The sequence below is a fragment of the Pseudomonas sp. ASL3 genome (assembly GCF_056680425.1).
The window spans coordinates 1,244,694-1,266,217 of the sequence record NZ_CM155281.1 but is presented as its reverse complement, the minus strand read 5'-3'; the positions used below and the strand labels follow the sequence as shown (position 1 = coordinate 1,266,217).

Here is a 21,524-nt window from a genome sequence, read left to right as displayed (position 1 = left end):
CCGACCACCGCCGAGCAGGTTGTTGCCTGATCAGCAACTCCCGTGGACGGTGGCCTTCTTACAGGAGGACACGCAATGGATGAGGCCAAACTCAATGACTTCATGGGCAAGCTGGTTTCCGACATGGGCGGTGCGGCGATGCTCGCGAATGTCATCCTCGGCGAAGAACTCGGTCTGTACCGCGCCATGGCTGACAGCCAACCTGTCACCCCTGAAGTACTCGCCAGCAAGACCGGCTGCAACGCGCGCCTGCTCCGTGAGTGGCTCAGCGCCCACGCGGCATCCGGCTACATGGAGCACATCAACGGGCAGTTCCGTCTGCCGGAGGAGCAAGCCCTGGCGCTGGCGATCGAGGACTCACCGGTCTATGTGGCGGGCGGCGCCGTGGTGTTAGCGGCGTTGTTTCATGACAAGGACAAGCTGGTCGCCGCCATGCGCGGCGATGGCGCCCTGTCCTGGGGCGATCACCACCCGTGCATGTTCAGCGGTACGGAGCGCTTCTTCAGGCCCGGCTATCGGGCGCACCTGGTTGCCGAGTGGTTGCCGGCCCTGGAGGGGGTGGTCGACAAGCTGCACGCCGGTGCCAAGGTGGCGGACGTCGGCTGCGGGCATGGGGCGTCGACGGTGATCATGGCGCAGGCCTTCCCGGCATCGCGTTTTGTCGGTTTCGACTACCACGCGCCGTCCATCAGCATCGCCACGCAACGTGCGGAGGAAGGAGGCGTGGCGGCTCACGCGAGCTTCGCCCAAGGCACAGCCAAGAACTATCCCGGCAACGATTACGACCTGATCTGCTACTTCGATTGCCTGCACGACATGGGTGACCCGGTAGGTGCCGCCCGGCATGCCCATCAGTCGCTCAAACCGGACGGTACGGTGCTGCTGGTGGAGCCTTACGCCAACGACAAGCTTGACGAGAACATGACCCCAGTGGGACGGCTGTTCTACGCCGCGTCGACCTTCATCTGCACACCGAACTCGCTGTCTCAGGAGGTCGGCCTGGGTCTGGGTGCGCAGGCTGGAGAGACGCGCCTGCGCGAGGTCTTCACCGAGGCCGGGTTCACCCGGTTCCGCCGGGCAGCGGAAACCCCGTTCAACCTGATACTGGAGGCGCGCAAGTAATCGAGGCGATCCACCACGTTGGCATGGCGCTGGCTGGGTTCGGCGCCATGCCGAGGTACATCGCCCTCAATTTCATCGACGGCAGGTGAACTCCTGCGTCGCTGAACAGTGCGCGGCTAACCTAGCTGATCAATCATAACCGCGTTGGTATAGATCAAGCTGCCATCACTCTCCCGATACCCGACCAAATGGAACTGGCCGCGTTTGTCGTCCGAACTCAAATAGACGCGGAATTGACAATCGGATAGAGGGCCGTATCCCTCCGGCAAGATCAAGTCCATCGCGCTCATGTCAACATCGACCATGACATCAGGCTCGTGGGTCCTTTGCAGGGATTCTTCGGCCTGCTCCAGGAGCAAATGGACGGGTCCACTGACGTAAAAATGGATCTCCCCCACCGGGGTGGACTTTTGCTCGCCGATTTTGCACCAGCCTTCGATCGTCAGGGCATTCATGGTGAAACCTCCTGATGTGGTCCGTTGGACACTTATGGACTCCTTGCGTATTACGCCAAGGCGCGGACGCTCAAGGCCTCAGAAAAAAGGCCTTGAGGCGCCGGCTTTCAGCGCTTGATCAGGGAAATCTTGGTTCCCTCGATACTGACCCCAGCCATTAACCCTTGCTGGTCGAAGATGAACGCATAGGCATCGTCCTTCAGCGTCGAGCTCGACAGATTCTTCGCCAGGCCTGCGTCAACCACGACAACGGTTGGCCCCACGCCGATTTCCCAGCCCTTGGTCTTGCGTACATAGTTCACGGCTTTATCGGTCATCAGGAAAACCACATAGCCGTACGACTGGGCGCCTGCCTGCAGCCCCCATGACCCGGTCACGGAGTTGTAATAACCGTCCACTTTTTTACCCTTCAACATTTCGCCTTCGCCATAGCCGCCACCAAACACCAGACCCGCCTTGATGATTTTCGGGAAGACCAGCACAGCTTTGGCACTGTGCGAAATGGTCTCGGCAAATGGAGTGGCTTTGTAGAGGATTTGCAACGCTTGCCGGGACTCGGCATTCAGATCCTCGGCGGTTGCAGCGCCGGCAGTGTTCAGCAGGCTCGCTGATGCCAGTGATGCTGCCGCGAGGACGATCGATAGGAAGAACCGCAGTGACTGGGTCATTTTCGTACTCCGATGCGGGAGGACCAGATGTGACCAGCAGTCAGAGCCTGCAACAGGCAGGATCCGAACCTGCGGGAAGCTTTCCGGCGCACCCTAAAGTGTGTGGATTAAAACGCCGACCTTTAATGCACTGAATCAGAATCACCACGAGTGCCACGACCGGCAGGATGTGAATGAATCCACACCACAGTGTAGGTCGACACCCGCGCCCGCGCCCGCGGTCATGAGTTTGTTTGCATCAATTGTTGCGCATCCTGGCCTGTGCTGGTCAGCGAAGCCCCGAAACAGGACTTCGCTTTACTTAACGACGTATCACTTAATAGCCCAGCGAAAGTCCCGAGCCCTGCCGCGGATCGTTCGCGCCGTAGAAGCGGTTCTTGCCGACCGGCTTTCCGCCGAGGGAAGGCGCCCCGACCAAAATCGCTGCCACATGGTTGAACGGCTGCGGCCCGGTGAACTTTTGCCCCCAACCTTCGAGGATTTTCTGGGTATCAGGGCTGACGGCGAACGCTTCGAGATTGGTTTCTTCAGGCAACCACTGCTGATGGAATCGCGGCGCATCGACCGCTTCCTGAATATTCATTCCGTAGTCGATCACATTGAGCATGGTCAGCAACGTCGCAGTGATGATGCGGCTGCCCCCTGGCGTGCCGACCACCATCACGGTTTTGCCGTCCTTGGTGACGATGGTCGGGCTCATTGAGGACAATGGGGTTTTGCCTGGAGCGATCGCGTTGGCCTCCCCTTGCACCAGACCGTACATGTTGGGGACACCGATTTTGGAAGTGAAGTCGTCCATCTCGTCGTTGAGGATGACCCCGGTCTTGCTGGCCATGACCCCCGCACCAAACCAATCGTTCAGCGTGTAAGTCACCGAGACTGCGTTGCCCCATTTGTCCACGATCGAGTAGTGCGTGGTGTTGTTGCCCTCGTGAGGCGCTACACCCGGTTTGAGGTCGCGCGAAATACCGGCTTTTTGCGGATCGATAGCAGCACGGAGCTTCGCCGCATAGTCTTTATCCAGTAGGTGCGTCACCGGGTTCTTGACGAAGTCGGGGTCGCCCAAATAGCTGTTGCGGTCGACATAGGCGTGGCGCATGGCCTCGATCTGGTAGTGCAGCCCCTGAGCCGAATGGAAGCCGAGGCTTTGCATCGGGTAGCCATCGAGGATATTCATGATCTCGCAAATAACCACGCCACCCGAACTCGGCGGTGGTGCCGAGACGACGTGGTAGCCGCGGTAATCGCACTCGATCGGCGCGAGTTCGCGGGTCTGATACTTATCAAGGTCGGCCTGAGTGATGATGCCCTTGCCGGCCTTGCTTGAAGCAACGATGGACTGGGCCACCCAGCCCTTGTAGAAACCGTCGGTACCCTTAGTGGCAATTTCTCGCAGCGTCTTGGCCAGGTCCTTTTGCACCAGCTTTTGGCCAACCTGCATTGGCTCGCCGTTGCTCAGGAAGATCGAACCTGAGTCGTGCATATCTTTCTTGAACTCGTCGGTCGCGGTTGCGAGCAAGTCGACGTCGCCCTGCTCGAGCAGGAAACCGTCCTCGGCGTACTTGATTGCCGGCGCGATGACCGTGTCACGCTTCATCGTGCCGTATTTCTTCAGCGCCAGTTCCATGCCTGACACGGTCCCCGGGACGCCGACTGCCAGGTATCCCTTGGTGCTCAGGTCCGGGACGACGTTGCCATCCTTATCGAGGTACATGTTCGCGGTGGCAGCCTGGGGCGCCTTCTCGCGGAAGTCGAGGAAGGTCTTGCGGCCATCGGCCAACTGGATGGTCATGAAACCGCCGCCACCAAGATTGCCTGCAGCCGGGTAGACCACCGCCAGCGCATAACCGACCGCCACCGCCGCATCGACTGCGTTGCCGCCGTCCTTGAGGACATCGACGCCGACGTGGGTGGCCAGATGTTGGGCCGTGACCACCATGCCATTCTCGGCGGCAACCGGGGCTTGCGAAGCCGCGTATGCACTGATGGAACCAACAGCGAATGCCGTCGCAATGAGCGATTTGGCAAAGGGTTCGAATTTCATGAGCCGACTCTCTTGTTTTAAGGTAAGGGAACGTCGTGTGGGCAGTTGCCAGTTCATAGTGCCAATGCCGAGAGATCGTGTAGTGTCCGTTTCGATCAGATGGCCGGCGCCAACAGACTGTAGGACAATTTTGGCTCGCCCGCCCCGCTAAACCACAGCCAGCAGACACACCATCGCCCGCCCGCAACGAAACAGGGACGTGCTACGCCAAATCAAGGCAGTAAGTGTAGTAACCAGAGTCGCGGACATAGCCCAGTGACTCATAAAGACGTTGAGCCCCCTCATTGGCTCTTCCCGTCTCCAACAAAATGCCCTTTGCACCTGTCGACACCGCAAATGCTTTGGGGTCCCTGGCGAGCAAACCATTGAACCTGCCTCAAAAAATCTGCCTGTAAATGTTACGAAGTGTTGCTGCAACGTGCAGAATAGAGCAGTTGCACAGGGCTCCGCAGGCCCTGACACGATCCGAAAACCTTCGGCCCGTCACGGAGCAAAGAGTGCATGACTATGGAAATTGCTGAATTGGATGCTTTCAAAGCGATCGTCGATTACGGAAGTGTTACCCGAGCCGCGATCAGGCTTAACCGCGCCCAATCCAGTATCTCTTTTCGGATCAAGACACTCGAGTCACGGCTCGACACCAAGTTGTTTGAACGTGCCGGACGGGGCATCACGATGACCGCTGAAGGCAAGGAACTCTACTCCTACGCCTCACAGATACTCGAACTGGTTGCTCGTGCTCAGGCCAGCCTGAGCCAGGCGAAAACCGAAACGAGGGTTCGTCTGGGGGTTATAGAAAACCTCACCATTACCCGGCAACACCTATTGCAAAGCATGGTGGCCAATCCGGATTGCCTGGCAGTGGATATCAGTATTGGCAACACACAGTCGCTGCTGAAGGATCTCGAGGCAGGCAAACTCGACGCGGTGATAGTCGGTGCTGGCTTTGCTCCCGCCCACTATCGCCGGGTTACGCTGTTCAACGACCCCCTCGCGCTGATTTACAGTGCTACACAACCGCCCATCAGCGACCTGAAAGAGTTCAGCGGCAAAGTCTTTCTGGTCAACAGTCGTCGCAGCGCTTCTCAACGCAACCTCGATGAACTGTTTTTGATGGGAAACATCTCCCCCGAGAAAATCATCGAGTGCGGCTCTTACCCACTACTGTTTTCCAATGTGATCAGCGGCATGGGCGTGGCCCTGGTCCCCCTGTCACTGGTTGATTCATGCTGCCGCCAGGAACAGGTGCAAACCTACTTCCTGAACGGTTCCTATGCCTCGCTGACCACTGAATTCGTATTTTTTGACCATCCGGGCAAACCAGCACCCAGGGCACTGGCCCAATGGGTCCTGGACTTCGAAAAGCAGGCCCGCTCACAGCCTTCGGCGGCAGCGGTGTAACGGACCATAGGGATATTCGTCAGCAGTTACACGACTGACGAACAACCTCATCTTCAAAGGCATTCGACAAGTGCAGGCCATCCGCTTGACTGGTCGCCTGGATGACATCCCCGTGTTGCAACCCAAAGGCATCTCTATCGGTACTCAATGAAGCCCCCAACAGCACATAGTGAACCGTACCGGGTTCACACAGCTCCTCATGTTGAAACAACAGGGCTTCTAGTTCATTTTTGGCAAACATCATCTGGTCCAGGCCAAGCAACGATTCTTTGTCCCAGACGATTTCTCCACGCCGCACTATCGAACTCCTCACCTTCGAACTGCGCTGTGGTTCAGCGATCACCAATTCGTGGCACAGGGCAGTATTTCGCAGCTTGGAAAGACCGGCCAATCCTGGCTGGGTGTGGCGTAGGACAGGGTCAGAGAAATCCACCGCCAATGTGTAACCGATATAGCGAGGGTTTCGGCATTCATCGATGAGGTACACACAGGCATACTCGATCTCGATCCCCGCACCACTTGCGTGACAGGGCGACTTGATCGGCTCGGCAGCGGCGACCAGCCCCTTGCCGTTCCCTTTGTAGTACCAGTCCGGCGAAGACCGCTCGGGCATGGCCAGACCATTTACCAAGCGGTGTGTGTAGCCAAAGCCACTGACCATACACAACGTATCCTGCGCTGGCCGAACCGGTACGTTGAAGCTCATTGATGAAAGCGACCCAGGCGGAATGACACAAAGGGACAACCCGCCTTTGAAGTCCTCCCAGGACTGTCTGCTGCGAACAAAATCACAGGCCAACGCCTGCGAGCCCTCTACTCCCGCGACCCGCCAGACTTCAGTAGCCTCACCCTTGCCCCGCACAATGCCCACCCAGCGATCGCCATGACTGTTTACTGACTCGATAATCTTGTCCATTAAGCGGCCTCCGTCCGTAGCGCAACCGGCGCACGTCGCCGAATGGAGCACAGGATCACACCGAAACCGATCAACACCAGGCTGACAAGGTGGTAGGCGTGCAGTTGTACATCGAGAAACAAAATGCTGAACAAGCCGCCAGAAAGCGGAACCAGGTGAGTGAAGATCTCGCCTCGCGTGGCTCCAATTTCACCGATACCTTTGCTCCAGAACAGGTACGACAGCCACGACGGGAAGATCACCAGATAAGCCAGCCCCAGCCAGGGCGCGGCACCCTGCCCCAGATTGAACGTCACATCAGGATGAATGATCCAGACACCCATACTGAAGGGAACCAGGCACAGCGCGCCCACCACTGCGGAAAATGTAACGAACGCATTGCCGGCAATGGTTTTGGGCTTTGTCCGCAAAAAGGAACAATAGACAGCCCAACTGGCAGCCGACGCCATCGTCCAGAAGTCCCCCTTGTTGAAACCTTCGAGAAAGCTCAAATCGGAAAGATGCCCCATCGTCACCAACCAGAACACGCCCACCGTACTGATGACCACCCCGAGAATGTTCGACCTGGAGATGAAGTCACCGAATACGAAACGATTGAGTGCCAGAACCAGGCATGGCGTAGCCGAGAGATAAATCGCTGCATTCAAAGAACTGGTGTATTGCAAACCGATATACAACGTCAGTGGAAACACAACTTGCCCACAGACCGCCAACATCACCAGTGTGAACCACGACTTGCGAGCGACCGGCAAACTGGCCACAACAGCCTTGTAATTGACAAGTAATAGCAACGCACTGGTAATCAGCCATCTGACTTGCGACAGAAGAACCGGATCAACGTCCACCACCATTAACTTACCGACAACATAATTACCGCCCCAAAATACCGCGGCGAGCGAAAGCAATAAGTACGGCATAGATGCCTCCGTTAGATTTTCTTCATTAACATGAATGGGGCACCTTCAAGTTCGACATCCCCTCGAAGATGGAACGACGCCTGATAAAGAGGCAGTTGCGCTTGCAACGCGTCACTGTGTGACACCCGTAGAAAAGCATCCGGTGCCAAAACGCGGGCCAACTCTTTTACATAGACCCGACAAGGCTCGACTTCGACAGGCCCACTGTTAGCAACGATGAGCGAATATCCAAGGCGACGGCGATAGTGGAAATCCCCGGCCGAAGCAAAAGGCAGCCTGGAAAAATCCAGGTCGGCGCGCAACCTGAGCTGCTTGTGGCCTTGGTCCTGAGCCCACTGCAAGTGATGGGCAAACGGCTGCCGCGAGCTGGAGATGATGTCGATGCCGTGCCGGGCAAAGGCTTGAAGTTGGGTGTTATCCGCCGGTGCAATCAACAGCACGGACTTTTTGCCGAGCGTATCGAGATGCGCCGCAAGCTCCTCGGGCAATGCTGCCGCAGCCGCAAGCTTCGGCGCGTCGCGATAGATCATCAGCCAGTCTGAATTGATCGCCGCCCAATCGCTCACCTGCAACGTCTGCTCGATCGAAGGGTGATAGGTTTCCATGAGGTGCGCCTTGAAAGGCAGGTATTGCAGAACCTTTCCCTGATCGCCAACGATTGAATAATCACCGACCCACGTATTGAGGAACGAGCGAATCCCGACAATGCTCGCCTTGCCCAGATAATCCGCGTTCCAGCCAATGATAGCCTCACGCCCCACCCAAGCGTAGTCGCACAACCGCACAGGCGGCAGACGGGTCATTGCCACGGTCCGGGAACCGATGGAGAGCCTGCCATAAGGATCGTGATCCTGGCGCAACAGCTGACTACCCGGCGACAACCAGACACCATTGCCGATGTCCACATCGCCACCGGCATTGACCGCCGCATTACGACCAAAACGCACGTACTGACCAATCTTGATCGAGGGCAGTTTATCAGCCGCATAATCGAGTTGGTGATCCGCATGGGGATGACTGAAATAGGCCCCATTCTCAAAGTGCGTAGGCGAAATCAAGTGCTCCCCGACCTGCTCCTTGACGATCAATGGCGAGCCACTGGTATTGACCGAAAAGTGATCCTTTGACAAACCGAAGTCATCAGATAGGACTTGCAAGTGCTCACTAAACGTAACACCAAACTTAATCTCGTCACGGTGACAACTGATCGTTTGAGAAGCCTTCCTGAGTTGGCGCAGTGTTTTGACATAGCGAGGAACCGGCTGATGAACATCGGCGGAACTTAATGCCCGCTCCAATGCACCCAACTCCTGAACTTCACTGTCCAGTTCAATAGGGCTGACACTGACCGACGCATCCATATATCGATTTATCATGTAGGCTCTTTATTTTCTTGATGAGTACTAACCGGATATTCACCGCAACAGTGAACACCGCACGCAACAAGATCGTATGCCGGATAAAAACGGATGAATAATGAGTTTTATATCTGACACCCATCGATAAATACGAATGGGCAGAAGAAATGGGGAGTATTGCGGGTTACACGTCAGCCGAGCACATGCCAAAAGCTTGACCGGTAACAGAGTATCTACAGGATGACACCGAACTGTAGGGGCGAGGCTTGCCCGCGATACGATCTATCAAACGACGATTATTGAAAAACCAGCGCGGACGGCATATCCACATCCCACAAAACTCCGGGATCCTCCGTCGCCACCTGAACAACTTTCGCCGACGCAAACAGCGGCTTGGCCCCGCGATCACCGGACAAAGCCATCAGTGCCGCACCAAATGAACGCCCAAACCCCACCGGACGCCCAAACTCGCCACCCTGCACTGGCAGGCTGATGGTATCGGTGCTTAGCAAGAGAGTCCCTATCCCTCGACCCCTTGCAGCTTCACTCGCATAGAGGTCATTGAGAAGCCAGGTTCGTTGGGCGGCGATTGATGAAAACGTCGGGTACAACTGTACGAATCCTAGAACTTCGCCGGTCGGATCCTGGGCGTAGAAGATCGCTGACTCACCTCGGGCGATACGCTCAGCGATGAAGTTGTACGATTCCTGAATGTTGGAAGGCTGACCATAGAAACCTCTGTAGGCGTCGAAGAGGTTTGCGACTTTATCTATGCAGCTTGCATCGGCGCGTATGACTTGGACATCCATGACCTTTATCCCCCTGGGTTTCAGGTGCCCATTTACGTCCGTCCTGGTCATTTTCCTGAACGATGACTATTGGGCTAAACAGCCCTCAAAGCCAAGGGATTATTGCCTCTGTATTGTGCTACCCCGTTCATTGTCAGGTTGGGCTAGCCTTGATCCAATCGACCGGACGCAACATCCATCATGACAGCCAAATCAGTCAATATATTGAAAGTCAACGCCAGAGCCCGATGCGGGCTTCAGGTGTTTACTTTAAAACCGTCAGCAAATCCTCGGCGGTGTTGACCACTTTTCCGAAGTACAGGCCGAAGTTCAACATCGCCGCATTGTGCATCGCTTCGTCAGCATCGGCGCAAGCGTCCGAGACAAGAACGCAGCCATACCCTCGATCGGCGGCGTCACGAGCGGTTGTTTCGACGCAGCAACTGGTAACTACGCCCGTGAAAACCAGATTTCTTATCCCCATGCGCTGCAGCGTAGTGTCGATTTCGCTGCCATTGAAGGCTCCTTGAGTCGTCTTGCGGATGATCGTCTCGTCATTCCGGGGCGCAACTTCTTCCCGGAAGTTGTAGTCCGGATTATCGACCCACCACATGTCCTTGACGCCTGCGGCAATCTCCAACTCTCGGGTCCAATCCCGAAAGCGTGCGGGACAATCACGCATGTCCTGGTAAAGAGAGCCGGTACACAGATGAATGACCGGGCGACCCGCATCACGAAAAGCCTCCAACAGACTGCGGATAGCTGGAATCGTGGTCTGCTCCAATCTATCCAGGTAGTAACGCATCGACCCAGGCTCCACCGCTTCGCACGCTTTTACCCAGCCACGATTCGGTGTTGCGTCGCTGTGCTGTACATCGACTACGACCAAGGCTGTTGAAGAAATATCGGAGAAGTCGACACCGGGAATGGTGGAGGACAATGCTTCAAAATCATTCTTATGCATTCTCATGCCTATATCCTTTGTCCGCTGGCAGTCTGTTGGCGATGCTAACGGCTTCAATATCATCAAGTGACATAGGCACGCCCTTTTGATGCTTTTTCGCGCCACGATAAAGACCTATCGGTCGTGGCATGGAAAGCCGATGCGTAAATTCCTGTTTGTTGCTAGGCCGACGTGCTCGCGCGCTTTGAAACCTGGTCGTACCAGCGCTTCAGGGCGGCGCGCTTCTCCGGCACGGGGAAGTTGATCGCTTTGGCCGCAAAATCCACGGTTACCAAAGCCGTGATGTCGGCCACGGAGTAGCAATCACCCGCCACGAACGGAACCTCACCCAAGCGGGCATCGAGGTCGGCGAAGAAGTTCTTCACCCGCAGCTTGCTGCGCTCGGCCAGTTCCGGGATCTGCGTGTAGTTCATAGGGACCTGCGATCGCGCGTCCCTTGAGGCTTGGTGCGGCGTTGCGGATGGCCTCCATGACTGCCGCGAAACCTTCCAGTTCGGCGCGCCGCTCCCACATCGTCACCTGCGCCTTTTCCTTTGCGGTCTCGCCGAGCAATGGCGTTTGCGGATTTCGGCGACAACCAGATTCAGGCGCGCCCGGTGTCTTCGGAAAGGAACAGGGACGCGTGGCCGACAAAGCGCTCGGGGTATTGATACTGCGAGCCGTGGCTGGCATCCGGATAGAAGATCAGCTGCGCGTTCGGCAGGTGCCGCTGCAAGATCGAAGAGTTCACCGAATAGATGATCACGTCGTTGTCGCCATTGACGACCAGCGTTGGCTGCTTGATCGCCTTCAGGTAATCGAAGGGGTGCTCGCGTGGTGCGCCCCACTTGGCCAGCGCTTCGATCTGCGCGGGCCCGACCTTGTCGCTGACGTCTGGATCGCGGTTCTCCATGCGTTGCCGAAAGCGCTTGAGATAAGCGTGGCCCGCCGCTTGGCTAGCTTCGGATGGGGTGAAGAACACCCTGAGCCACAAGTGATCAGGCTCGTCGTAGGTCGCGCCGAAGATCTCCTGCGCTTCGGGCGTCAGCGAGACCATGCCTTCGCCACTGCGCGGTCCGGTACCCACCAGGATCAGCCGCCGCACGAGCACCGGCTCGGCCAGCGCCAGTTCCTGCGCGACCAGGCCGCCGAGCGAAAAGCCTAGTACGTCAACCTGTATTAGGCCGAGCGCCCTGATGAAGGCTGCGGCGTTGGCCGCCATTTTCTCGATTGAGTTCGGTACCTCCCCCGAACTGCTGGAGATACCGGCGTTGTCGAACAGAATCACTTCGCGGTCGTGCGCCAGTCCGTCCGTCACCGCAGGATCCCAGTGATCCATCGTGCCGGTGAAATGCATGTTGAAGACGAGCGGCACGCCACCCGATTTGCCAAAGCGTCGGTATGCGAACCGAATACCAGCCGCGTCCACGAACTGCGTCGGTGCGGTCTGGTGACTATGCTGGATCATTGAGATTCCCTCTGGTAGTGGCCGCCCCTTAACCAGGCGCGGAGCAAACCTCCGCGCCCGGACAGGATCAGTTCGCGGAGTGACCGCCGTCGACGTTGAGGATATGGCCGGTGATGTATGAAGCTTCGTCCGACGCGATGAAGACGATCGCGTTGGCGAGCTCCTCCGAGAGGCCGAGGCGACCCATCGGAACACCCGTCACCAGAGCCGCCTTGTTATCTGGCGTGCCGGTAAAACGGGTCAACATGCCAGTGTCCGTAGGACCAGGTGCCACGCCGTTCACACGGATTCCCGACTTGGCGACCTCAAGCGCCACCGACTTGGTAATGCCTTCGACGGCGTGCTTGCTACCGACATAGACGGAAGCCCCCGCCGCACCCTCGTGCCCGTAGGTCGAGGAGATGTTGATAATGCTACCGCTGCCCTGTCCCTGCATGACGCGCACTTCGTGCTTCATGCTCAGGATCACGCCGAGAACATTCGTGTCGAACGTCGCGGCATAGGTTTCCGCGGTCTGGTCCGTGATCGGGCCAACCTGGCCTTCGGTGCCAGCATTGTTCACCGCGACATCGAGACGGCCAAACCGTGCGACGGTCTTGTCGACAAGAGCGCGGACGTCCTCCTCCTTACGGACGTCGGCGTTGATGAATTCGGCCTCCGAACCGAAAGAGCGCAGCTCCTCAACGAGCGCCTTGCCGGCTTCATCACGCCGACCGGCAACGACCACCCTCGCGCCCTTCCTGGCGAAGGCGACGGCGGTGGCGCGGCCGATGCCGGTGAGCGCTCCAGTGATCAGAATGACGGGGTTGTTCATTTTTTAACTCCAGTGAGGTATGACTTACGGCGTATGGGTAGCCGACCAGCGGCGCCCGTTTCGGTGCCCGGAGGGGCTCCACGACGCCGCCACAGCCCAGAAACTAGGGGTTTGTGGCAAAGTTGAGAAAGACTTTGTAAGCTGGTGGGCATACCTGGCAGGCATGGGGGCGTCATGGAGCTGCGACATCTTCGATATTTCATTGCCGTCGCCGAGACGGGCAGCCTGACGGAGGCGGCCGAACGGCGGTTGCACACCTCGCAGCCGTCGCTAAGCCGGCAGATCCGGGATCTGGAGGCTCAGGTCGGGGTCGAGTTGCTGACGCGCAGCGTTCATGGCGTCGAGCTAACCGCTGCGGGCAAAGCCTTTCTCGACCATGCCCGCCTGGCGCTGATGCAGGTCGATGCCGCAGTCGAAACGGCACGCAGGGCGGCGCAACCGGCAAAGAAGACGTTCGCCATCGGCTTCCAGACCGGGCACGAGATGAGCTGGCTGCCGCAGGCGATGCATGTACTGCGCGACGAACTGAAGAACATTCAGGTCATGGTCTCCAGCGACTATTCCCCGGATCTCGCCGAAGCGCTCGCCCGCGGCCGGCTGGACCTGGCCTTCCTGCGCGTGGAGCCAGGCTACGACCTCGAGTACCACGTGGTGGACCGGGAACCGCTGATCGTCCTGATGCCGAGCGACCATCGCCTCATCGCGCGCGAAGCAGTGCGCCCGCAAGATTTCGTGGGCGAGATTTTCATCGGCGGTTCGAACAAGGCCACCGTGCTGCGCGCCGTCACCGAAGACTATCTCCGCCGCTCGGGGCTCGACATCAAACTGGATCACGGGGTGGACAATATGGCGATGGCCATGTCCCTGGTCGCATCCACCCGCGGGCTGGCGTTGATGCCCGCCTACGCCAAGAACCTGCTGCCATGGTCTGTCGTCAGCCGTCCGCTGGAAGGCGAGGCACCGACGGTCGATGTAGCGGTGGGCTATAGCAAATCGAATACATCGCCGATTCTCAAGCTGTTCCTGTCGCGGCTCGACGAACTGGTGGCGCCGAACCAGAAGCACTGACGCCACGGATTACTTCGCTCCGGGGGGCGACAGCTCTTACGCTCGGCGCTAGGGCCGGTGCATGAGATAAGCTTCACCGGTCACCCGGATCATCGGATGGGGTGTGATCTGACAAGTTTTGACGATACTGAAACCATGCCGTTCGTAAAAACGCCGGGCGCCGGTATTCGCAGCGTAGTCGATCAGGCTCAGGCCTTTAAGCCCCAATTCATCGGCGCGCACCTGAGCGTGTTTGAGAAAGCGCACCCCCAGGCTCTGGTTCCGCCACCCTTCGTGAAGCGCCAGGCTCGAAATATATAGGGTGTCGGGGATTTCCATGTCGGCATAAGGTGCCAGCACTGGGTCGGTCACCGGAGCGGCCATGGGATCGTGACGCATCACGTAGCTATGCATCATGCCGATAACGCGTCCTTCTGCTTCTGCGATGAGGCAGTTCTGGTAAGAAAAATCCACATCTTCCCGGGCGTAACGAATGGCACCCACGTCTAACAAATCTTGTCCCGACTCCGCCAACTGGCTCCAGATGTAATCCGATGCCCCCTCAGAAGTAATCTGGAACAAACGAGCAATCTCACGCGCATCCGAGCGCTGGGCCGGACGAAATTCAACGGTCATTCACATGACTCCATAAGAAATTGGGCGCCTCTTATAGCGTGGATGCTTGAGACATATCAATGTGCTGATCGAGGGTTTGTATATCGGGTTGCTGCAACCTTTCGCTCAACGAACCACGCCTTCTTCGATAGGGCGGCCCTGCAGAAGACCTCCCCGTCGTCGTGTGTTATTTTTTCCGCGGAATAAACCCAGGCACACCGGTTTCCACTACCGAGTTAAATCGTATCCTGGTCGTAATCTCTTCCTGAATTTCACGCATGGCCGTTTGAGGCAGGGTAGAAATATCTAAGTTTTCCTGGATATGGCTCGGTGTTGCAGAAGTGGTCAGGAAAGCAACGCCGCGCTGTACAGACCAGGCCAATGCAACTTGAGCCGGGGTCCTTTGTACGCGCTGAGCGATCCCTGTAATCACGGAGTCTTCCAGTACGTTCGGCTCCATGCCATGTCCAAGTGGCGCAAACGCAAGGACGATGATTCCATGCTGCTGACAGAATTCAAGCAGTTCCCATTCAGGCAGATAAGGGTGGGATTCGACCTGCACGACGGCGGGTTTTATCCGGGCCGCTGCCACATTGCGCAGTATTGGGAGGTTGCCGCTGACGCCATGCATGAGGCGCTGGCGGACCACGACCTGCCAGTGGCCGAGGCGTTGATGCGTTTCTACGAGGGGCAGTTGTCGATCTACTTCTCGGGTGACAGCCAACCGCGAGGCTGCTTTGTGATCGGCACGGCGACTACCGAAGCGGTCGAAGATTCTGAAATACGAGACATTCTTTCGGAGCTGATCAGTAAGCTCGATACCGATCTCGAAACGCGTCTGCGAGCAGCCATCAATTCCGGCGAGTTGAAAGACGATGTCGACCCAGTGGCCTTGGCGGCACTCGCGTCAGCCATGCTGCATAGCATTGCGATACGTGCGCGGGCGGGCGGGCGGGCAAATCCCGCGCTGAATTGACGGAGCTTGCACGCCATGCGGTCAGCGTGATCTGCGGATGAGATCGAGTAGATTGGATAATTGGCCTCGGCACCTGCCGGGTTTGTGAGGTTTATGGTGGGTGAAAGACTCGAAGATATTCTTACCGAGCATCTTGCAGTGATTTTTTGTGGCATTAATCCGGGAGTGACTGCCGCCGCCCAAGGGCATCATTTTGCGGGCAGAGGCAATCGCTTCTGGCGCACACTCCATCTCGCCGGCTTTACGCCGGAGGAAGTACGCCCGGAAAACGATCGGACGATCTTGCAGTATCAGTGTGGATTAACGGCCGTGGTTGAACGGCCTACGGCGCGAGCGGATCAGCTGTCTGTACATGAGCTCATCGCTGCCGCTGCGGATTTTGAACAAAAGATCGCGCTATGCGCCACGCTTTGTGGCTTTTCTCGGTAAAGCTGCGTATTCCGCGTTATCCGGCCAACGAGAAGTTACGTGGGGGCTTCAGGCAAAGACCTTTGGTAATGCCTCGGTATGGGTGCTGCCCAACCTTAGTGGGCGAAATCGCGCGTTCACGCTTGATCAACTGGTTGGCGCGTATCGCCAACTCTGTTTAGCAACAGGCGAGAGTCGGTTTTAGATTAATAGCCCAGGAAGGGCACTTGGGGGACTGGCTTAAAAATACCTGGCATCAGCGAGGTTCGCACACGCACCTCGCTCCCGGTTCCCGGCCGATCGGCCGAAGCGGACAATGAAAATCTTCGGTACCGAGGGTCTGCTGAGGGCTCTTGCGGCCTAAATCCGCGCTCGGCAGTCATCGCCAGTGAACGCGTTTTTACACACTCTCAGCCAAAAGCGGTCATAGCCATGCTTCACAGTACGTTGCCGGATGGGCAGCGATACTTTTGGTTCTCTTCATTCCATTGAAAGTCGTTGCTCGAGCGAATCGAGACCGTCGACTCATTGGGAACGCCGGCAAAAAATCTCGAACTCAAGCCTTACCGCGGTATCCAATGTGTAGGCCAATGGAGGTAAGCGATATGAACAACGATGACAATGTTAACGACCTCGAATCAGAAACAACGTCAAACGCCCCGCCCACCGATACGTCTGGCAAACCCGTCAATGTGGTCGAAAGAGATCTTGAGGACCGGGATAGTGACGCCAATGATGTAGACCAAGCAATTACGCCCTCTTCAACTCGAACCAAGGAGCAGGACGCTGAGGAGCTCAGTCGAAAAATAGCTGAAATAGAACGGAAGGTGGCGGATGGTAACTAGCAAAATGCTTGAAGCCACTTGGGGTCAGTTTTACTGTTTCCGCCGTTTCTCTTGAGCCGAGGTGGCTCAAAGGTTGGATTGAGCTACCTCCCTAGCGCGATTCAAGCCAGTTGTTACGCTTGCTTCGAGCCCACTCGTTTACATCCCTTCAATTCCGGCAGTGCTAACGCCGCCCCCGGTTTATTGGGCGTTCGGGGTGCTGAGCAGTTCCAGGTGATGTTTGGGCAGGGACATGTTGTTCTAGTCAGGCTTGTCACGGTGGAGGCGCGCATTGTAGCGGCGAAACGCTTGACCGGCACCCGTGTGCTACCCGGTGGCGGCCGCTCGCTGAGCGGGGCCGCCGGATAAGTCCGCGGACTCAGCCCTTGGCCGCCATCGCGGTGACTTCCACGCGCATGCCTTCGACCGCCAGGGTGGCCACGCCAACGGCGGCGCGAACCGGCCAGGGCTTGGCGAAGAAGCGCTGGTAGACCTCGTTGAAGGCGGCACGGTCGGCCATGTCGGTGAGGTTAGATGGTCAGATGCAGAACCCGGCCCATGGAACTGCCGGCGCGCTCCAGCGCTACTTTGAGCGCCTGCAGGGTGCACTCGCTTTGCTCGACGATGCCGCCCAGCTCCAAGCTGCCGTCGGGCCGTTCGTGAATTAACTCGAAAACTCGGAAGGCAAGCAGATGGGCGCTCCCCGCGGGGAATGACGATGCCGGTACCACACTCGAACGGCCCCAGAAATGTCCGGCTAGCGATAGTATTTTTTCATCCTGCCGCTCTTCCTCTTGAATAAAATCGGTCTAAAAAGTCCGGCCAGCACTTCGGGCTTTTTGCTATTCTGAAGTTATAGGTGAAGACGCAGACTGATGCGCAAGGGGATAGCAAGGAAACGTGGGGCGCGTTCCGAAGGGTACACGGTTAGAAAGATCTCCCGCTGAGATCCAGCCCTTATGCCGTGTGAAGCAGAAGAGCACAAAACTGTTCTGTCAGAGTCCTGATAAACCTTGTAAGCCGGAGACCAGCGCCGGCCACCTATATAATTTTCAAAGCCCGCCATGTGCGGGCTTTTTCGTAGTGCAAGACTGATACCCTCTCATAAAAACCATTTAAATCATTGGTTTTAAAGGAATATTTTCTGACGTACCGGATCAACTGTGGGAGCAGGCTTGCCTGCGAATCATGGTGAGTATTACAGCTGAATCAAAACGCCAATTTGGAACCAATGAAAACCAGCATTACGGCCAGGCAAGGACGCAGTACTGCGTCAGGAATGCGGCCTGATAAATGACTGCCCATGTAAATCCCTGGCAGTGACCCTACCAGTAGGTAGCCTAATACAGACCAATCCATATTACCCATGCTCGCATGGCCCAAACCGGCGACCAACGTCAGGGGTACGGCGTGTGCGATTTCAGTACCGACCAAGCGCTTGGTGGTCAGAAAAGGGTACAAGATAAAGAGTGCCACAGTACCCAATGCGCCGGCGCCGATGGAGGTTAATGCCACCATTGTGCCGAGTGTCATGCCCGTGACCACCGTCAGCACATTCAAACTCGAACCGCTGAGGTGATAGTGGTCACCCGCATGCTTATGGGCAAATGCCAGCAACTGTTTCTTAAAGAAAATGGCCAGCGCAGTCAGCAACAATACGAAGCCCAATGCCTGCTTGATAACTGCATTCATCGCTTGGGGATCAGTATGTAAACTGTTCAAAAACCACAGCGTAAGCGCTGCCATCGGCACACTGCCCAGTGTCAGCCAGCCGGTAATTGACCAGTCAATATTGTTGTTCTTTTTATGAACCAGTACGCCACCGGACTTAGTGATTGCCGCATACAGCAAGTCGGTCCCCACTGCGATGGCTGGATTAATGCCAAACCATAAAAGAATCGGCGTCATTAAAGAGCCGCCACCCACACCGGTCATGCCGACAATGAATCCGACAACTAAGCCTGCCACTACAAAACCAGAATTACCGAGATCCATTGCCATGTCCTACAAATCAAGCGCGACCAGATGAAAAATCTGACCGGCAGCATAGCGATTTTTTCTTATAACCACTTATACCAATATGATCTTATCTTATAACTTTTCACCTGCTTACCTGATGCTCCAGCAAGCTCTGCCGCCATAGTCTCGGCCATAAGCGGGGTGTGGGAGCGCGCTTGCCCGCGATGCAGCCACCTCGGTTTGAACTGGCCAACCGCAGGGGCACAGGCGCTCCTGCACTTTCTGCAACGTGGGCGCTGGTGCTCACCAGCGCACACGCACTCCAAGGTTACCGATCAAACCGAAGGCGTTATCGGTAGTGCCACTGTAGTCGCCACTGACAAACAGGCTGACGGTCGGCGAGACTTTGGCTAACAGACCAAGGCCCACTTCCACAGTCGATGAGTTGCGGCTGCTGGCGATCTTGTCGACCTGGCCAAGGCTAAGCGTGTCACCACTGGAATAAGTGAGCCAAAGGTTGGTATGCACGTAGGGTTCGACCGGCAGGCCGCGGACTTCGAAGTTACCCTTGAGACGTGCACCGACACGCCCGCTCCAGGAAGTCAGGTCGTCAGAGGGGGCGTTGGCAGCCGACGTACTCTGGCTAATCAGGGACACGCGTTGGTTGATTAACTGCGCCTGGGGTTCAATGACCCAGTTTTCGCTGATACCTATGGGGAAACCGCCCTCCACCGAGAACGTCATGGCGTTGCCTTTGGTAGCTTGCCAGTCGCCTTGTTCCGAGCGTACCTGGCCATTCAGGCGTGTCCCCATGGCGACCAGATTCACATGCCAGCCCTGTGCTCCTGTCAGGCTCCAGTAGGCCCCGAGGCTTTGACCTTGCAGGTTAAAGGCGTTGGTTCCGGGGGTCGCTACAAAACCAACCGTGTCGCTCGGCAGCTGACTCTGACCGACAAACAGACCCGCGCGCTGGGTATTCCCGCTATTGCCTTGCGCAGTATAGAGCGCAGGGCCGACTTGAAAGTTGCCGGGGGCGCCAGAGAGTTGTGGTCCAAGATTGCCGACTTCCCCCTGCCCCAATTGGCGACCACGGATCTGGTCCCAGGCGGTGGAGTCAGTTCCGACGCTCGCCAGTAGTTGAGATTCGAATCGAGGTTTAGCGGGTGCGGCGAGATTCTCTATCAATCGACTTGGGTCAGGAGGTAGCAAGGAGAGAACTGGAATGTCCCCTCGGTACCAGGGAGTCGTTTGATCCTCTGGCGGTGCTGCCTGAATTTCCATGGTGGAGCAAAGCAGGATTGAAGTCGAAACCGTACAAACTGCAGATTTGATTTCCCGTGGGGTCATGGAAGTTTTCATGGGGTAGTCCTTGTTGTCACATAAATACTCTGCTCTGGCGCCTCTCCTACCCTGAACGAGGGGCGGCCGAATTCATTGAGGCAAACCCCGGCCGCCTGCCGTAGCAGGTATCCAAGGCTTGACTCTGATTGTGTAGCGGGGGTAGTGAGCTATAGCTAAGGAGAGGTATGAGGGAGTGTCAAGAAAACGGACAATTTGTGTAATGGTGAGTTTACAAACTGCAAGTAGCTGATATTTTGACGTTTATTAAAATATTTCCTTTATGCAGAATCGATCCTATTTCTTCAAACCCTGCCTTTATGCCGAATAGATCCTATAGATGCCCCGCAACCGCCAGCGAACCGGTTATTCGCTTGACGCTTGCGTCATGTACACCTCGGTCCGGTGTCGCGTGGATCACCGCCCCGGTCGTGCCGCCTCGTGTTGTCCCAGGCCCAGGAGCTGTTCGCTCAAACGCCAAAGGCGGCCAGCCGCCTCAAGATCGACCGCATAAGGCATCACGCCAAGAGGCCTCGAACCGACCTGGCGGATTGCATCATCGCTCCTTCTCGCCTCAACCTCCTTGGCCACTCGCGGGACGATGTCGCAATTCTCGCAATAGATGCCGCCCATACCGGCGAGCTGCGGGCTCGTCGCGCACCAGACACTGGTCGCCGCCCCCTGCTCTACAGTCTTGAGGCCTCGCGCGGGGTCAAGGATCGGCTTCCGGTGCTCGTCGATGACCCCGGCCGCCCGTAGTTCCTCGTCCGAAAGATACTTTTCGAGACCGGTGCCGACGATGCCGCCCGGATGAAGGGAAAAGGCACGCACGCCTTCTGCCTTGCCACGCTCATCCAGCGCCAGCGCGAAAAGGATGTTGGCCGTCTTCGACTGGCCATAGGCCAACCAGCGATCATAATGTCGGCGTTCGAAATTGGGATCCTCGAACACCACCGGCGAATGGCGGTGCCCCCATGAGGAAACCGAGACCACCCGTGCACCGTTCGCCTGGCGCAGGGCGGGCCAAAGTCGCGCCACAAGCTGAAAGTGCCCCAGGTGGTTGGTCGCGAACTGTGACTCATACCCTCGCGCGTCGCGCACCAGGGGAGACGCCATAATCCCGGCACTGTTCACCAGGATGTGCAGCGGCTGGCCAGAGGCAAGAAACCTCTCGGCGAATGCATCGATCGAGGCCGGGTCGGTTAGCTCCATCGCCTCGATCTCGATACCGTCGAATCCCTTCAGCGCAGTCGCCGCCTTGTCATGATCGCGCGCCGGGACGATGACCCTGGCGCCTGCGGAGCATAGCGCTCGCGTGGTCTCCAGCCCGATGCCGGAATAGCCGCCGGTGACGATTGCGACCTTGCCGGACAGGTCGAGGCCCTTGATAACCTCGGCCGCAGTGGAGGCGGCGCCGAAGCCGGAACCTATAGGCTTTTGCAAAGTGGGCATTGTTCGTACCG

19 protein-coding genes and 5 pseudogenes are annotated in these 21,524 nt (G+C 57.2%); 6 read left to right on the top strand and 18 right to left on the bottom strand.

The features are described from left to right. The first annotated feature begins 75 nt into the window (after positions 1 to 75). The gene (locus AC1MEE_RS05750; RefSeq protein ID WP_480414348.1) at positions 76 to 1,122 is read left to right on the top strand and encodes a class I SAM-dependent methyltransferase; all 1,047 of its coding nucleotides are present in this window, start codon (positions 76 to 78) and stop codon (positions 1,120 to 1,122) included. A 116-nt stretch (positions 1,123 to 1,238) separates the two neighbouring features. Here the strand turns inward: AC1MEE_RS05750 and AC1MEE_RS05745 are convergent, their stop codons facing one another. From AC1MEE_RS05745 to AC1MEE_RS05730, 4 genes and pseudogenes are all read right to left on the bottom strand, one after another. After that, complete coding sequence (locus AC1MEE_RS05745; RefSeq protein ID WP_480414347.1) at positions 1,239 to 1,577, bottom strand: hypothetical protein; 339 nt, start codon at positions 1,575 to 1,577, stop codon at positions 1,239 to 1,241. A 107-nt stretch (positions 1,578 to 1,684) separates the two neighbouring features. Beyond that, on the bottom strand, positions 1,685 to 2,245 hold the full coding sequence (locus AC1MEE_RS05740; protein WP_480414346.1) for a lipid-binding SYLF domain-containing protein: 561 nt from the start codon (positions 2,243 to 2,245) through the stop codon (positions 1,685 to 1,687). A 316-nt stretch (positions 2,246 to 2,561) separates the two neighbouring features. After that, a complete protein-coding gene (gene ggt, locus AC1MEE_RS05735; protein WP_480414345.1) occupies positions 2,562 to 4,289 on the bottom strand; it encodes a gamma-glutamyltransferase in 1,728 nt (575 codons plus the stop codon). Positions 4,290 to 4,491: 202 nt separating this feature from the next. Further along, positions 4,492 to 4,632: pseudogene (locus tag AC1MEE_RS05730) on the bottom strand (N-acetyltransferase); the annotation flags it as partial. A 158-nt stretch (positions 4,633 to 4,790) separates the two neighbouring features. Between AC1MEE_RS05730 and AC1MEE_RS05725 the strand changes: the two are divergent. Further along, positions 4,791 to 5,690 (top strand): LysR family transcriptional regulator, encoded by a 900-nt coding sequence (locus AC1MEE_RS05725; RefSeq protein WP_480414344.1) that lies wholly within the window; start codon positions 4,791 to 4,793, stop codon positions 5,688 to 5,690. Between the two features lie 19 nt (positions 5,691 to 5,709). On the opposite strand, the gene AC1MEE_RS05720 is transcribed toward AC1MEE_RS05725, so the two are convergent. The 8 genes from AC1MEE_RS05720 to AC1MEE_RS05685 form a co-directional block, all read right to left on the bottom strand. After that, entirely contained in the window at positions 5,710 to 6,606 is an 897-nt protein-coding gene (locus tag AC1MEE_RS05720) for a hypothetical protein (protein WP_480414343.1), read from the bottom strand. Then, positions 6,606 to 7,523, bottom strand: a complete 918-nt coding sequence (locus AC1MEE_RS05715; protein ID WP_480414342.1) for a DMT family transporter — start codon at positions 7,521 to 7,523, stop codon at positions 6,606 to 6,608. The genes AC1MEE_RS05720 and AC1MEE_RS05715 overlap by 1 nt, the downstream gene beginning before the upstream one ends. A gap of 11 nt (positions 7,524 to 7,534) precedes the next feature. Beyond that, positions 7,535 to 8,884 (bottom strand): hypothetical protein, encoded by a 1,350-nt coding sequence (locus tag AC1MEE_RS05710; protein ID WP_480414341.1) that lies wholly within the window; start codon positions 8,882 to 8,884, stop codon positions 7,535 to 7,537. Between the two features lie 293 nt (positions 8,885 to 9,177). Beyond that, positions 9,178 to 9,690: a GNAT family N-acetyltransferase gene (locus tag AC1MEE_RS05705; protein ID WP_480414340.1), complete on the bottom strand. Its 513-nt coding sequence runs from the start codon at positions 9,688 to 9,690 to the stop codon at positions 9,178 to 9,180. 244 nt (positions 9,691 to 9,934) lie between these two features. Continuing rightward, a complete protein-coding gene (locus AC1MEE_RS05700) occupies positions 9,935 to 10,639 on the bottom strand; it encodes a cysteine hydrolase family protein (protein ID WP_480414339.1) in 705 nt (234 codons plus the stop codon). A 155-nt stretch (positions 10,640 to 10,794) separates the two neighbouring features. Then, the gene (locus tag AC1MEE_RS05695) at positions 10,795 to 11,046 is read right to left on the bottom strand and encodes a glutathione S-transferase C-terminal domain-containing protein (protein WP_480414338.1); all 252 of its coding nucleotides are present in this window, start codon (positions 11,044 to 11,046) and stop codon (positions 10,795 to 10,797) included. 170 nt (positions 11,047 to 11,216) lie between these two features. Then, entirely contained in the window at positions 11,217 to 12,080 is an 864-nt protein-coding gene (locus AC1MEE_RS05690) for an alpha/beta fold hydrolase (protein ID WP_480414337.1), read from the bottom strand. A 67-nt stretch (positions 12,081 to 12,147) separates the two neighbouring features. Next, positions 12,148 to 12,894: an SDR family NAD(P)-dependent oxidoreductase gene (locus tag AC1MEE_RS05685; protein WP_480414335.1), complete on the bottom strand. Its 747-nt coding sequence runs from the start codon at positions 12,892 to 12,894 to the stop codon at positions 12,148 to 12,150. Positions 12,895 to 13,068: 174 nt separating this feature from the next. Here AC1MEE_RS05685 and AC1MEE_RS05680 point away from each other — a divergent pair, with 174 nt between their 5' ends. Continuing rightward, complete coding sequence (locus AC1MEE_RS05680) at positions 13,069 to 13,962, top strand: LysR family transcriptional regulator (RefSeq protein WP_480414334.1); 894 nt, start codon at positions 13,069 to 13,071, stop codon at positions 13,960 to 13,962. A 48-nt stretch (positions 13,963 to 14,010) separates the two neighbouring features. Here the strand turns inward: AC1MEE_RS05680 and AC1MEE_RS05675 are convergent, their stop codons facing one another. Then, positions 14,011 to 14,577, bottom strand: coding sequence for an N-acetyltransferase family protein (locus tag AC1MEE_RS05675; protein ID WP_480414333.1), 567 nt, complete (start codon positions 14,575 to 14,577; stop codon positions 14,011 to 14,013). A 166-nt stretch (positions 14,578 to 14,743) separates the two neighbouring features. After that, a pseudogene (locus tag AC1MEE_RS05670) lies at positions 14,744 to 15,148 on the bottom strand (aldo/keto reductase); the annotation flags it as partial. Here AC1MEE_RS05670 and AC1MEE_RS05665 point away from each other — a divergent pair. The 3 genes and pseudogenes from AC1MEE_RS05665 to AC1MEE_RS05655 all read left to right on the top strand — a co-directional run. Continuing rightward, positions 15,149 to 15,573 (top strand): annotated as a pseudogene (locus AC1MEE_RS05665) (TetR family transcriptional regulator C-terminal domain-containing protein); the annotation flags it as partial. It lies immediately after the preceding pseudogene. Between the two features lie 55 nt (positions 15,574 to 15,628). After that, positions 15,629 to 16,145, top strand: a pseudogene (mug, locus tag AC1MEE_RS05660) (G/U mismatch-specific DNA glycosylase). 400 nt (positions 16,146 to 16,545) lie between these two features. Further along, complete coding sequence (locus AC1MEE_RS05655) at positions 16,546 to 16,785, top strand: hypothetical protein (protein WP_480414332.1); 240 nt, start codon at positions 16,546 to 16,548, stop codon at positions 16,783 to 16,785. 358 nt (positions 16,786 to 17,143) lie between these two features. On the opposite strand, the pseudogene AC1MEE_RS05650 reads toward AC1MEE_RS05655, so the two are convergent. From AC1MEE_RS05650 to AC1MEE_RS05635, 4 genes and pseudogenes are all read right to left on the bottom strand, one after another. Further along, positions 17,144 to 17,534: pseudogene (locus AC1MEE_RS05650) on the bottom strand (RidA family protein). A 439-nt stretch (positions 17,535 to 17,973) separates the two neighbouring features. Continuing rightward, positions 17,974 to 18,759: a sulfite exporter TauE/SafE family protein gene (locus AC1MEE_RS05645; RefSeq protein ID WP_480414331.1), complete on the bottom strand. Its 786-nt coding sequence runs from the start codon at positions 18,757 to 18,759 to the stop codon at positions 17,974 to 17,976. Positions 18,760 to 19,026: 267 nt separating this feature from the next. Continuing rightward, on the bottom strand, positions 19,027 to 20,004 hold the full coding sequence (locus AC1MEE_RS05640; protein ID WP_480416161.1) for an autotransporter domain-containing protein: 978 nt from the start codon (positions 20,002 to 20,004) through the stop codon (positions 19,027 to 19,029). A 474-nt stretch (positions 20,005 to 20,478) separates the two neighbouring features. Next, a complete protein-coding gene (locus AC1MEE_RS05635; protein ID WP_480414330.1) occupies positions 20,479 to 21,513 on the bottom strand; it encodes an oxidoreductase in 1,035 nt (344 codons plus the stop codon). Positions 21,514 to 21,524: the final 11 nt, after the last annotated feature.